This is a genomic window from Cupriavidus sp. 94F1, assembly GCF_057798875.1.
In genome coordinates this window covers 491,060-503,977 of record NZ_JBYOJT010000003.1, presented here as the reverse complement: position 1 = coordinate 503,977, position 12,918 = coordinate 491,060, and the positions used below count along the sequence as shown (strand labels likewise).

Sequence of the window (12,918 nt, the reverse complement as noted above, 5' to 3'; positions counted from 1 at the left end):
GGAAGAAAGGCCTTGTGGTTTAACGCAAATGTGACAGTGGCAGCGGACCTTCGCGCTTGAGCGCGGTCAGGACGATGTTCGACCGCACGCTCTCCACGCCCGGCACGCGCATCAGCCGCTTCATCGTGAAATCGGCCAGCGTGGGCAGGTCGGCCACCACCACGCGAATCAGGTAATCGGCCTCGCCGGCGACCGAATAGCACTCCTGCACCTCTTCGAGCAGCAGGATTTCCTCGGCGAAGCGCTCGACCATGGTGTCGCCATGATGCGCCAGCTTCACGCTGATAAAGACCATCACGCCCAGCCCCAGCGCCTGTGGCGACAGGTTCACCCGGTAGCCGGTGATCACGCCTTCGGCTTCCAGTCGGGCCAGGCGGCGGCCCACCTGGCTGGCCGACAGGTGTACCCGTTCGGCCAGTTGCTGATGGGTGGAGCGGCCGTCAGCCTGCAGGGCGGCCAGCAGGGCCAGGTCATAGGGGTCCAGGTTGGCTTGGTTCATGTCCGCAGATATCCCGCATCGATCTTTGGGTATATGCGGATTATATGCACCGTGACGGCGGATAACGTGGATTTTGCGGCCATCTTGCGGAGTCCGGTCGCTAGACTATGCATAAATTCCGCATCCGATCGGAACACAGACCACAAGTTTTGGAGACGCAACGCATGACCCCCTCGGCCGCCACCCTGGACACCGGCAACTTTGCCGGCACGATGACCGCCAAGCTCAAGGAACAGTTCGATGCCGGCCTGCTGTCCGGCCAGGAACTGCGCCCCGACTTCACCATCGCCCAGCCGGTGCATCGCTATACCGACACCGACCACGCGATATGGCGCAAGCTGTACGACCGCCAGGCGTCGATGCTGCAAGGCCGGGTCTGCGACGAATTCCTGCAGGGCCTGGCCACGCTGGGCATGGCGCGCGACCGCGTGCCCGAGTTCGACCAGCTCAACGACATGCTGATGCGCGCCACGGGCTGGCAGGTGGTGGCCGTGCCGGGCCTGGTGCCGGACGAGGTGTTCTTCGAACATCTGGCGAATCGGCGATTCCCCGCGAGCTGGTGGATGCGCAAGCCGGAACAGCTCGACTATCTGCAGGAGCCCGACTGCTTCCACGACGTGTTCGGCCACGTGCCGCTGCTGATCAATCCGATCTTCGCCGACTACATGGAGGCGTACGGCAAGGGCGGTCTCAAGGCGGCGCGGCTGGGTGCGCTGGACATGCTGGCGCGCCTGTACTGGTACACGGTGGAGTTTGGCCTGATCCGCACGCCGCAGGGCCTGCGCATCTTCGGCGCGGGCATCCTGTCCAGCCAGGGCGAGTCGGTCTACAGCCTCGATTCGGCCAGCCCGAACCGCATTGGCTTCGACCTGCACCGGATCATGCGCACCCGCTACCGCATCGACACGTTCCAGAAAACGTACTTTGTGATCGACAGCTTCGAGCAGCTGTTCGATGCCACGCGCCCGGACTTCACCGACATCTACCCGGCGCTGCGCGCGCTGCCGACGCTGGGCGCCGGCGACATCGTCGAGGGTGACCAGGTCATCAACGTTGGCACCCGCGAGGGCTGGGCCAGCAGCGACGATATCTGACCCGCCCCCCGGGCGAAGGCCGCTGCCCGCCCAGCGGCCCCGCCCGTTATCCCACTTTGTGAAACAATGCCGAATGCCCTGGCCCCCGGTCATCCGGTGTGCGCCGGGGCGGGCCGGCTTTTGTCGTGTTCCCCGTGCAGCCACAGACAACCCTTCAGATCGAGCCCATCATGACCCCTCTTTCGCAAGACGCCCGCCAGCCGCTGCTGGCAACCCTGCCCGGCTGGACCCCGGTCCAGGACCGCGATGCCATCCGGAAATCGTTCAAGTTCGCCGATTTCAACGCGGCATTCGGCTTCATGACGCGCGTGGCGCTGCAGGCCGACAAGGTGGACCATCATCCCGAGTGGTTCAACGTGTACAACCGCGTGGACATCACGCTGTCCACCCACGACGCCAACGGCCTGACCCAGCGCGATATCGACCTGGCCCGCTTCATCGAACAGGCCGCCGCCGGCCTGGCACGCTGAACGCGGCGCCGGCCCGGCTGTAGGGCAACTGAAAGGCAGGCCGCGGGCCTGCCCTGTACAATCGGCGACATTGTTTCCATCCAATGTCACCTGTACCGCCATGCGTATCCTGCTGATCGAGGACGACCGTCAAATCGCCAGCGGCGTGGAAGCCGGGTTGGCCCGCGCCGGCCATCAGGTACGCGTGGTGCATGACGGCGTCTACGCCACCGACCACCTGCTCAAGGAGCAGCACGACCTCGTCATCCTGGATCTGGGCCTGCCCGGCATCGACGGCATGACGCTGCTGGCGCGCTACCGCGCCCGCAACCGCACGACCCCCGTCCTGATCCTGACCGCGCGCGACGAGCTCGAAGACAAGCTTTCGGGCCTGAACGCGGGCGCCGACGACTACCTGGTCAAGCCCTTCGCCCTGCCCGAACTGGAAGCCCGTGTGCGCGTGCTGCTGCGCCGCAGCCAGCACGGCGAAGCCGCGCCGGAACGCGACGTGCGCCTGGGCCGGCTGCGGCTATCGGGCAACGACCGCCGCATGTTCGTCGATGGCCGCCCGCTGGAACTGTCGCCGCGCGAGTTTGCCGTGCTGGAACTGCTGCTGCAGCGCCAGGGCCGTGTGGTCAGCAAGGCGCAGCTGCAGGACCACCTGGCCACCTTCGCGCACCCGGCCGGCGAAGGCGGCGACACGGTGGGCGACACGGCGATCGAGGTCTACGTGCATCGCGTGCGCAAGAAGCTCGAGGATGCCGACGTCGAGATCGTGACGGTGCGCGGCTTCGGTTATCTGCTACAAATCCGCGCGGGCCACTGAGCCCGACCGGCACGCGCCGCCCGGGTGGCGGCCGCCTTCAACGGAAGTCCTGACCCGCCATGTGGCCGCGTTCGCACTCTTCTTCTGCCCCGCCTGGCGATGCGAGCGCCACGGGCAAGCGCACACGCGGCGGACGCAGCCGTGCCGGCGCGGCGGCCCGCGGCACATCGAACCCGAGCCTGCGCATCCACCTGCTGCGCGCGCTGGCCACGCCGCTGTTCGCGCTGGTGCTGACCAGCGGATCGCTGTCGTACTGGCTGGCGGCGCACTACACCACGCAGGTCTTCGATCGCGCACTCTATGGCGTGGCCAACAACATCGCCCAGCAGATCCGCATTGCGGGCCCGCGGCTGGAGCAGGACATCCCGATCATCGCCCAGACGCTGGTCGAGGCCGAGGGCACCGACCGCATCTACTGGCGCATTCATGGTCCGGACGGGCTGATCGGCGGCATGGACACCTGGCTGGGCTACGGCACGGGCCAGACGTCGCTGCACGATGCCCGCCTGTTCTACGCGTGGTTCAGCGGCCGCCAGGTGCGCGCGGTGCGCCTGCCAGTGAGCCTGCCCAGCCCGGCCGCCGACGAACTGGCAACGACGCCGTCCGAGGCGCAGATCCCGCGCGGCCCGATCGTGGTCGAGGTGGCCGAACTGCTGGACCGGCGCGAAACGGCCGCCAACGAGATCCTGCTGTCGGTGTCGGTGCCGCTGATCCTGCTGCTGCTGGTGGGCAGCCTGATCCTGTCGCACGTGCTCAAGGAAGAACTGGTGCCGCTGCAGATCCTGACCGACAAGCTGAACCGCCAGACCGCGCGGTCACTGGCGGCGCTGGACGAGACCCAGGTGCCGGCCGAGGTGGAGCCGCTGATCCGCGCCCTGAACGCGCTGCTGTCGCGCCTGCGCGATGCCCTCGATGCCCAGCGCAAGTTCATCGCCGACGCCGCGCACCAGTTGCGCACGCCGCTCACGGCGGTGAAGCTGCATGCCGACCGCGCCGTGGAAGCCGATTCGCTCGATGTGGCGCGTCATGCGCTGCGCGAGGTGCAGACCGCCGCCGACCGCGCGGTGCGCCTGTCGAACCAGCTACTGTCGTTGGCGCGCGCAGAGCCCGGCCTGTCGCTGGAGCGGCTGGGCCCGGTCGAACACTTCGACCTGGCGGAACTGGCGTTCGAGATCGGCGCGGAATGGGTGCCGCAGGCACTGGCGCGGCGTGTGGACCTGGGCTTCGAGGTACTGCCCGGCCCCACGTTCACCGGCGGCGCCCCGGCCGTGGTGCGCGGCAACCGGCTGCTGATGCGCGAGGCGCTGTCCAACCTGATCGATAACGCGGTGAAGTATGTGCCGGCCGGTGGACGCATTACGGTGCGCGCCGGCGGCGAGGCCATGGGCCACCGTGGCATGGCCGTGGTGATGGTGGAAGACAATGGCCCCGGCATTCCGCCGGCCCGCCGCGAGGAGGTGTTCAAACGCTTCTTCCGCGGCGATCGCACCCCTGGCACGCCCGCCCTGCAGGCTTCGCCCGGCGGGGCCGGCCTGGGTCTGGCCATCGTTCACGAGATCATCACGCTGCACCAGGGCACGATCCGGATCGAGGATGTGCCGGCGTCCGCCGGGTCCGCCGGGTCCGCCGCTTCCGCCCAGGTCACGGCGGCCATGGCCGGCGGGCCGGACGATGGCGCCGGCGCGGTTTCGCCGCATGCCCCGGCATCCTCGGAAGCGTCCGCATCGTCGAATGCGCCGGCGCGCCGCGCGTCGATGCGCTTCGTGATCCGGATCCCGTGCGAGGCACCCGGCACCACGCCGGCCTGAACCGGGCCGGGCGGCTTATTTGCCCGACTTCTCCTTGGGCGCCAGCATCGTGCCGCGGCACTTCGGGCTGCCGCAACGGCATTCGTATTCCTTCTTCAGCTTCTTCGTATAGCGTGCATCTATGACCAGGCCGTAGTCATAGAACAGCTCTTCGCCCTCGGCGATATCGCGCAGGGCGTGGATAAAGACGCGTCCCTTCTTCTCGCGCGCTTCGCAGTTCGGCTCGCAGGCGTGGTTGATCCAGCGCGCGCGGTTGCCGCCGAACTTGGCATCGATGACGTTGCCGTCCTCCAGGCTGAAATAGAACGTGTGGTTCGGGTCCGCCGGATCGTGCGGGTGGCGCTTCAGGGCTTCCTTCCAGGAAATGTGCTCGCCCTTGTACTCGATCACGCGCTCGCCTGCCGCAATGGCGCCAATTGCGTAGACACCCTTGCCATGCACGCCCGACCGGCGCACCTCGATACGATCGCTGGCGGTCTTCTTCTTGCCCGCCTGCCCCTTCTGTTCCCTGGCGTCGTTGGCCTTGTCCGACATGTCTGATGTTCCTGCGGTGGTGGGCCGGTCCAGTCCGGCGAACCGGATGATACCCGTGCGGCTGTGTCAGGTATACGCATCGGCGCCCGGACCTGGCCCGGCACGTTTACCGGGCCCGGCGACGTATACCGGCCGGGGCCAATGTGGATAACCGGGGCCATTTTTGTGGATAAGCGCATGGGTTTGGTGTGGGCTGCCTGGGGCTGGCATGGGGAACGTATACGAACAACCTGAGAGGTATACGTCCCTCATCCCATCCCGAAGGATGAGTCATCCACGCGCGCCAACATGTCATCCCTGTGCTTTCGGTATACGTAAACGGTTGATCTGATTGGCGTATACCGGGTTATCCACAGAAAGGCAGGGGGTTTACCTATCACTACTATCTGTATACATGAAAGAAAGATGTAAACCATACGCAGGAGGACCGCCGCCGGGGCGTATACCGCGAATGTCCGGAGCCACGCAGGGGCTCAGCTTGCGATCGGCACGTTTTCACGCAAGATGAAAAATTGGGCAGGCCCCAACGGGCATGAAGGCAGGCGGTATACGTCGCCGCCTGAGGCCTGACCGCCACAATGGGCGCTCGACAGCCTTGCGGCGCCGTATACGGGCCTCTCAGGGCGTATACGTGCTCCGCCCGCCCCCGAGGCTGTCCCGACCTCCAGAACGCGTTCTGGAGCGTCCTGGGGCGTATACGTGGCCCCAGGGCCGTATACCGCCCCTCGCCGCCCCTGGCGAACCCGGGCGTATACCGGCGCGCCAGGCGCGTGCTTCTTCCGTAAAAAACCCGCCAACGTTGACCTGACGCGGCCTGCACGCCAAGGGCCGGTAACAAACTGTTCCCGGTGCGGCGTGTCCGACACGGTATGATGTGGCCCGCGGCGTCTTTGCCGGCGCGGCTTCCAGCGAAGTCGCCGGCCCGGACGTCAGTGTTTTTTCAACTCGATACGGAGTGAAGCATGACGAAAACTGAACTGATCGACGCGATCGCAGCAGGCGTGGACGGTCTGACCAAGGCCAAGGCCGAGCAAGCCCTGAACGTGACCCTGAACGCCATCATGGATGCCGTGGCCAAGGGCGAGACCCTCAGCCTGATCGGCTTCGGTACCTTCAGCAAGGGCGAACGTGGCGAGCGCATGGCCCGCAACCCGCGCACCGGCGAAGAAATCAAGGTGGAAGCTGCGAAGACCGTGAAGTTCAAGGCAGGTCAGAAGTTCAAGGACGCCGTCAACCAGTAATGCCGACGGGCAAGCTTGTCGCCCGGTTCGCATGACCCCGCCGTGCCGCCGCCATAGCCCGAAAGCGGCGCAGGTGCGCAGCGCGCGGGGACGTTATCCACACCATTTTTCCCCCAGCTCCGCGTGGAGAATCGCACAGTTGGCCAGGCCCCTTCACAGGCCCGCAGCGACCACGCGAAAATGTCATCCACGCTTGGCTAATCAAGGCCTTGCGCGAGATCAGGAATCACGAGCCTGACATGTCGTTCCGCTTGCCGCAGCGCACATTTCCACAGCCTTATTCACAGCAGTTTCCACACAAACTTCCACAGCATTCTCCACAGGCACGCATGCGTACCTGGCAGGGTGTGATGGCGGCGGTGGCGCTGGCCGTCCTGTGCGGTTGCAGTACCTCGCCGACACGTACGGCCCGCCCGCAGGCCGTGCCCTTGCCCGACTACGGGCGCGTGGCCACGCCGCCCGGCGCCACGGCGCGTGAGCGGATCGTCGATATTGCCCTGCAGGAATGGCGCAAGTGGGGCAGCCAGGTAGTGCGGATCGGTCGTGACGATGCGGCGTGCGTCACCCAGAGTCCGCTGCCCGCCCCGGCGGCCGCGCTGCCTGCCAATGGCGCCGGGGGCCAAGGTACGGCGATGCAGCCGTCGGCCGACATCGATATGGAAGAGGATGGCGATAGCCAATGCCTGCGGTTTCCCGACGGCACCGGCATGGAGGCCACGCCGCAGGGATGCCGGATGGCCCAGCGTTACTGGGGCATCGTCGGCGAGGCGCCGGACTGCCGCCAGGTCACGCAGGGCACGTGGGCGTGGTCGGCCGTGTTTATTTCCTGGGTGATGCGCAAGGCCGGGCTCGATAACGACCAGTTCCTGACGGGCCAGTCCCATTCGATGTACGTGGTGGACGCGCGCGATGGCATCCTGCCGCGCCCGGCGTTCCATGTGGAGCGGGTGCCCGCCGTGCCGCGCCCTGGCGACATGATCTGCGCGGGCCGCGGGCGTGACAAATATCTTTCGGATCCGTCCGAAATCGGCTTCGGCACCACGCCCATGCATTGCGACATCGTGGTCGAGGTGGATCGTGCCGCCAATGTGGTCAAGGCAATCGGCGGCAACGTCCAGCAGTCGGTGTCGATGGATGTGATCGACCTGAACGACGCGGGCCAGCTCGACGGCTTCACGAATTCGCACATGCCGTGGCTGCTGATCCTGCGTAACGACCTGCAGTAATTCCAGTCAACACTGCCGCCGCCAGGCCGATTCGGTACCGGCGGTAGTTTCTCAACATCGCCCTGTTGCATTGACGGGCCGTCCCCCGCCGCGAAACACTGCGCGATCGTATTTCGACGATCTTTCGCATGTCCGCCGCAGCGCCTCCTCCTTCTTCCACTTCTTCGCCCGCCCCCTATTCCCCTCCCGATCTCGCGCGTCGCCTGGTGGCTGAAGCACTGGGTACGGCCCTGCTGGTCACCATCGTCGTAGGGTCGGGTATCCGCGCGGAACGGCTGGCCGCCGGCGATACCGCGCTGGCCCTGCTCTGCAACGCGCTGGCCACCGGGGCCGGCCTGGTGGCGCTGCTGGTGTCGCTGGGGCCGGTGTCCGGCGGGCACTTCAACCCGGCGGTCAGTCTGTCGAACCTGATCCAGGGACGGCTTTCGCCGCGCGAAGCCGCTGGCTATGTGGTGGTTCAGCTGATGGGTGCCGTACTGGGTGTGATGGCCGCGCATGCGATGTTCGGCCTGCCCGCGCTGTCGTTGTCGACGCAGGCGCGCACCGGGGCACCGATGTGGTGGAGCGAATGCCTGGCGTCGTTCGGGCTGATCGGGCTGGCCATCGCCACCGGGCGGTCGCGGCCAGGCCTGGTGCCGTTTGTCGTGGCGGGCTACATCACCGCCGGCTACTGGTTCACGTCCTCGACGTCGTTCGCAAACCCGGCCCTGACACTGGCCTGCGCGCTGACCAATACGTTCACGGGTATTCGCATGATCGATATTCCCGCGTTCATTCTTGCTCAGATATTTGGTGCGATGAATGCAACGCTACTGTTCCACTGGCTGTGTCCGCCGGTGACGACGGGGCCGCGCGACCTGTCCAGGCGCCGTTGGAAAGGCCATCCGGGGCTTACCAGCGCCGATTGAGCTGCACGCCGAAGATCGAGCCGCTGGTCTGCGAAGCCCAGGCGTCGGCCGGGGCCGCGAAGGTGATGCCGTCCACGTCGCTGGCACGGCTGTACGTATAGAACGCGCGCAGGTTGGCATTGCCGGTGGCCTTGCCCAGCGTCATCGTGGGCGCCACCGTGAACGCGGTGCGCTGGCCACCCACGCCAAACCCCGACGAGATCTGGTCGTGCGCCACCTCGAAGCTCAGCTTGAACTGGTCGTTGGCCACAAAGGCCGGCCGCACGCGGGTGGCGGCCCACTGCAACGTGCCGATGCCCGACCGATCCAGCTGCAGGCTCGATTCCACCGAGCCGGCCAGCCCCGAGCGGCCTTTCCACTCCATCGATTCCGACACCCGTACCCGCGACAGCGCGTTGCCCATGCCCGAATAGCCGGTCATGGCCGTGCGCGACCCCTGCCCGTACTGGAAGCCCAGCCGGTTGGTGCCATACAGCACGCCCTTCTGCTCGTGCATGGCCGATGCCCACCATGCGCTGCCGGTGTCTTCGATTTGCGAGAGCGGCTCTACCCGCGTAAAGCCGACCCGTACCGAACCCTTGTCATTGGTGTCGATCGGGGTCGAGAGCACCGAGTGATAGCTGGGAAGCTTGGCGCCATTTAGGTCGTTACGCGCGGTGTATTGATAACTCACGCCGAATTCGCCCAGTTTGGCGTTGTCGATGCCAAAACGCATCGATGGCGAGTTCGGCGGCAACAGTCCCGACGACATCAGGAACGGATTGCTGTCGCGACGCCCTGCCCAGACACTGGCGCCGTCGAGCACGGTCAGCCCCGACAGGCCGCTGACCGAGGTATAGAAGTTCGGCACCAGCGCGTACGGATCGACAGCGGCCGCATTGCCGTTGACCGATGTGGCATTGGTGCCCTTGGCCTGGGCGACCAGCTGCACCTGTGCACCGCCGCCGATATCCGCTACCGATTCGCGGATCTTGACCTCGCCTGAACTGGTGCAGGCCAGCCCCTGGCCAAACCCTGCCGATGGTGTGCCGCCACCCGGACACGCGCGCTGCGTGCCGGAGCGGTCTTCCACCGCCGCGCGCCCGCTGTAGCCCAGGCGCCAGACCGAATCCCCGGCTGGGTCGTCGGCTGGAAGTTGCGAACGCAGCACTGGTGGCGCGTCGGACGGGGTTTCCGACGCGATATCGGCGTTTTCCGAATGCCGAGCTGGTGTCGCTGGTGTTGGCGTCCCGTCCTGCGGCAGTGCCGGAAATTCGCCGAGCCGGTGCGGGAACAGCACCACCGGCGGCGGTGGCGGGGGCGGCGGAGCCAGTGAGTCGGGCGGACCCACGAAGTCCGGATTCTCGTCGGCGGGCACCTGGGCAACCGTGGCGGTGCCCTCGGCGACCGCAGGCGTTTCGCCACCCTGGGCCGCCAGTGCCGTATTGGCAGGTGCGGCAGCCCGGTCCTTTGCCGCATCGGCACCCTCGGCAGCATTGGCCGACTGGATCAGGTCCGCCAGTGGATCGGCGGACGCAGCGGCGGGTACGGTCGCCGGTACGCTGGCAGGTGCGGCGGCAGGTGCTGCGGCAGGCACGGCGCCGGCTGCCACGGCGGAGGTCACCAGCTGGGTCGTGCTCTCCGCGATCATCGGCGGTGGCGCTACCGAAGTGCCTGTTTGCGCGCACGCGCTGAGCCCCCAGGCGGCCAGGACGACAAAAGTCAGGCGGCGACGGGCAAATGGGCGGGCGGGAGGCAGTACGGATTGCAACATGGACACAACAGGGCCGGCGTGGAAGAACTCCGGAGGGAGGGCTCAGTTTTTAACAGGCGAACTTTTGGACCGCAAGCCGGGTTACAAAATCCCGCGATCGCGTCACAAAGCGTTGGAAATGCGTCCGGATTCCCACATTGCGGAAAGCGAAATGCACCGCATCGAAGCATGCCCGGGCGCCATGGCAAAACCGTTGCGGAAGTGCCGAATTCCTAGCGAAAACCCCCATCCCTGAGGGCATCCGTGCTGAAAACGCCACCGCTATAATCGTCCGACCTGTCTTCCGGGCAACGCATAACGGGTGCAAGGCAGTCACGCCTATATATCTATAAAAGAGGAGATGTCCATGGAACGTCGTTCCTTCCTGTTGAAGGCTTCGGCCGTAGCTGCCACGGGTGCACTTGCCGCCTGCGGCAAGGAAGAAAAGCCCGCGGCCCCGGCCGCATCGGCCAGCGCGCCGGGCGCGCCCGCTGTGGTCGGCAGCAACCCGGCGGTGGAATGGCGCCTGGCGTCCAGCTTCCCGAAATCGCTCGACACCATCTATGGCGGGGCCGAACTGCTGAGCCAGCGCGTGAAGGAACTGACCGACGGCAAGTTCAACATCAAGGTGTTCGCCGCCGGTGAAATCGTGCCGGGCCTGCAGGTGCTGGACGCCGTGCAGAACCAGACCGTGCAGATCGGCCACACGGCCGGCTACTACTACTTCGGCAAGAATCCGACGCTGTGCTTCGACACGACCATCCCGTTCGGCCTGACCGCGCGCCAGCAGAACGCCTGGATGATGCAGGGCAACGGCATGAAGCTGATGCGCGAGTTCTTCAAGGAATACAACGTCGTCAACTTCATGGGCGGCAATACCTGCGCCCAGATGGGCGGCTGGTTCCGCAAGGAAATCAAGACCGTGGCCGACCTGCAGGGCTTGAAGTACCGCGTGGCCGGCTTTGCCGGCGTGGTGCTGGCCCGCCTGGGTGTGGTGCCCCAGCAGATTGCCGGCGGTGACATCTACCCGGCGCTGGAAAAGGGCACGATCGACGCGGCCGAATGGGTGGGCCCGTACGACGACGAAAAGCTCGGCTTCTACAAGGTGGCGCCGTACTACTACTACCCGGGCTGGTGGGAAGGCAGCGCGCAGCTGTCGTTCTACGCATCGCAACCCGAGTACGACAAGCTGCCGGCGCTCTACAAGCGCGCGCTGGAAACGGCCACTATCGAGGCGCACACCAACATGATGGCCAAGTACGACACCGTGAACCCGCAGGCGCTGGCCCGCCTGCTGGAAAGCGGCGTGAAGCTGCGTCCGTTCTCGAAGGAGATCATGGAAGCCTGCTTCAAGGCCACGCAGGAAGCGTACGCCGACGAAAGCGCCAAGAACCCGTCGTTCAAGAAGATCTACGACGATTGGCGCGTGTTCCGCAACAACGAGGCCGCCTGGTTCAACGTGGCCGAGCAGGCGTTCGCGCAGTTCAGCTACGCGCGCAAGCTGTAAGCGAACCGATGATTTGGCCATTCGGCCATTTCGCTCACGACAAGCCCGGCTCCGGCCGGGTTTTTTCATGGCGCCACGCGCCTGCCCACACCCCGGTAGAATCCGCCCCACAACCGGACTCTACCGGGAACATTCCCATGCAACTCGGCATCTTCTACGCCCTGCTGGCGTACATCATCTGGGGCCTGCTGCCCCTCTACATCAAGTCCCTGCACGGCGTGGCGCCGCTGGAAATCCTGCTGCACCGCATGGTGTGGTCGCTGGTATTCCTGGGGGCAATACTGTTGTGGCGCCGTCATTTCGGCTGGCTGCGCGACGTGGCGGCCAATCCGCGCCTGATCCTGAACTTCGCGGCCAGCGCGGGGCTGCTGTGCTGCAACTGGTTCCTCTATATCTGGGCGGTGTCGGCCGATCGCGTGGTCGATGCCAGCCTGGGCTATTTCATCAATCCGCTATTCAGTGTGCTGCTGGGGGTGCTGCTGCTGCACGAGCGGCTGCGGCCGGCCCAGTGGCTGTCGATCGCCATCGCGGCGGCCGGTGTGCTCTGGCTCACCTGGTCGGCCGGACAACTGCCGTGGATTGCGCTGGGCCTGGCCGCGTCGTTTGGCGGCTATGGGCTGCTGCGCAAGACCGGCGCGCTCGGTGCGCTCGAGGGCCTGTCGCTGGAAACGCTGATCCTGTTCCCGCTGGCCGCTGCGGCGCTGGGCTTCCTGCTCCTGACCGGGCACGACACCACGCGCAGCGCAGGCACGGGTACGCAGATCCTGCTGCTGCTGGCCGGTCCGCTCACGGCGGTGCCGCTGCTATTCTTTGCCGCCGGCGCGCGCCGTATCCCGCTGTCGCTGCTCGGCCTGCTGCAATACGCCGGGCCCACCATCCAGCTGGTACTTGGCATCTGGCTCTACCACGAGCCGTTTCCGGCACAGAAGCAGATCGGCTATGCCCTGATCTGGATCTCGCTGGCAATCTACGCGGCCGAGGGTTTGCTGGTCACGCGTCTGAATGCGAAGCGGTCCATCAGCACGAAAAATGAACCCGCTTAAAAAACCGCCGCTTCTATCCGTGATGTGAATATTCGTGGCAATCGCGCGCTA

General features: G+C 66.0%; 12 protein-coding genes. 9 read left to right on the top strand and 3 right to left on the bottom strand.

Annotated features, from left to right (window positions below):
* Positions 1–19: 19 nt before the first annotated feature.
* The gene (locus AC3FJ6_RS10070) at positions 20–499 is read right to left on the bottom strand and encodes an Lrp/AsnC family transcriptional regulator (RefSeq protein ID WP_488771728.1); all 480 of its coding nucleotides are present in this window, start codon (positions 497–499) and stop codon (positions 20–22) included.
* Between the two features lie 164 nt (positions 500–663).
* On the opposite strand from AC3FJ6_RS10070, the gene phhA reads away from it, so the two are divergent.
* The 4 genes from phhA (at position 664) to AC3FJ6_RS10050 (ending at position 4,676) form a co-directional block, all read left to right on the top strand.
* Entirely contained in the window at positions 664–1,593 is a 930-nt protein-coding gene (gene phhA, locus AC3FJ6_RS10065) for a phenylalanine 4-monooxygenase (protein ID WP_488771727.1), read from the top strand.
* A gap of 158 nt (positions 1,594–1,751) precedes the next feature.
* Positions 1,752–2,063, top strand: a complete 312-nt coding sequence (locus tag AC3FJ6_RS10060) for a 4a-hydroxytetrahydrobiopterin dehydratase (protein ID WP_283780726.1) — start codon at positions 1,752–1,754, stop codon at positions 2,061–2,063.
* A gap of 100 nt (positions 2,064–2,163) precedes the next feature.
* Positions 2,164–2,868: a response regulator transcription factor gene (locus AC3FJ6_RS10055; RefSeq protein ID WP_153946304.1), complete on the top strand. Its 705-nt coding sequence runs from the start codon at positions 2,164–2,166 to the stop codon at positions 2,866–2,868.
* Between the two features lie 59 nt (positions 2,869–2,927).
* Complete coding sequence (locus AC3FJ6_RS10050) at positions 2,928–4,676, top strand: sensor histidine kinase (protein ID WP_488771726.1); 1,749 nt, start codon at positions 2,928–2,930, stop codon at positions 4,674–4,676.
* Between the two features lie 15 nt (positions 4,677–4,691).
* Here the strand turns inward: AC3FJ6_RS10050 and AC3FJ6_RS10045 are convergent, their stop codons facing one another.
* A complete protein-coding gene (locus AC3FJ6_RS10045) occupies positions 4,692–5,210 on the bottom strand; it encodes an SET domain-containing protein (RefSeq protein WP_488771725.1) in 519 nt (172 codons plus the stop codon).
* Between the two features lie 962 nt (positions 5,211–6,172).
* Here AC3FJ6_RS10045 and AC3FJ6_RS10040 point away from each other — a divergent pair.
* The 3 genes from AC3FJ6_RS10040 (at position 6,173) to AC3FJ6_RS10030 (ending at position 8,585) form a co-directional block, all read left to right on the top strand.
* Positions 6,173–6,451, top strand: coding sequence for an HU family DNA-binding protein (locus AC3FJ6_RS10040; RefSeq protein WP_066737795.1), 279 nt, complete (start codon positions 6,173–6,175; stop codon positions 6,449–6,451).
* Positions 6,452–6,780: 329 nt separating this feature from the next.
* Entirely contained in the window at positions 6,781–7,677 is an 897-nt protein-coding gene (locus tag AC3FJ6_RS10035; protein ID WP_488771723.1) for a DUF2272 domain-containing protein, read from the top strand.
* Between the two features lie 128 nt (positions 7,678–7,805).
* The gene (locus tag AC3FJ6_RS10030; protein WP_488771722.1) at positions 7,806–8,585 is read left to right on the top strand and encodes an aquaporin; all 780 of its coding nucleotides are present in this window, start codon (positions 7,806–7,808) and stop codon (positions 8,583–8,585) included.
* On the opposite strand, the gene AC3FJ6_RS10025 is transcribed toward AC3FJ6_RS10030, so the two are convergent.
* Positions 8,569–10,338: a carbohydrate porin gene (locus tag AC3FJ6_RS10025; RefSeq protein WP_488771721.1), complete on the bottom strand. Its 1,770-nt coding sequence runs from the start codon at positions 10,336–10,338 to the stop codon at positions 8,569–8,571. The genes AC3FJ6_RS10030 and AC3FJ6_RS10025 overlap by 17 nt on opposite strands.
* Before the next feature lie 346 nt (positions 10,339–10,684).
* Between AC3FJ6_RS10025 and AC3FJ6_RS10020 the strand changes: the two genes are divergently transcribed.
* A complete protein-coding gene (locus tag AC3FJ6_RS10020) occupies positions 10,685–11,824 on the top strand; it encodes a TRAP transporter substrate-binding protein (protein ID WP_153946298.1) in 1,140 nt (379 codons plus the stop codon).
* Positions 11,825–11,961: 137 nt separating this feature from the next.
* On the top strand, positions 11,962–12,867 hold the full coding sequence (gene rarD / locus AC3FJ6_RS10015) for an EamA family transporter RarD (protein ID WP_488771720.1): 906 nt from the start codon (positions 11,962–11,964) through the stop codon (positions 12,865–12,867).
* Positions 12,868–12,918 lie beyond the last annotated feature (51 nt).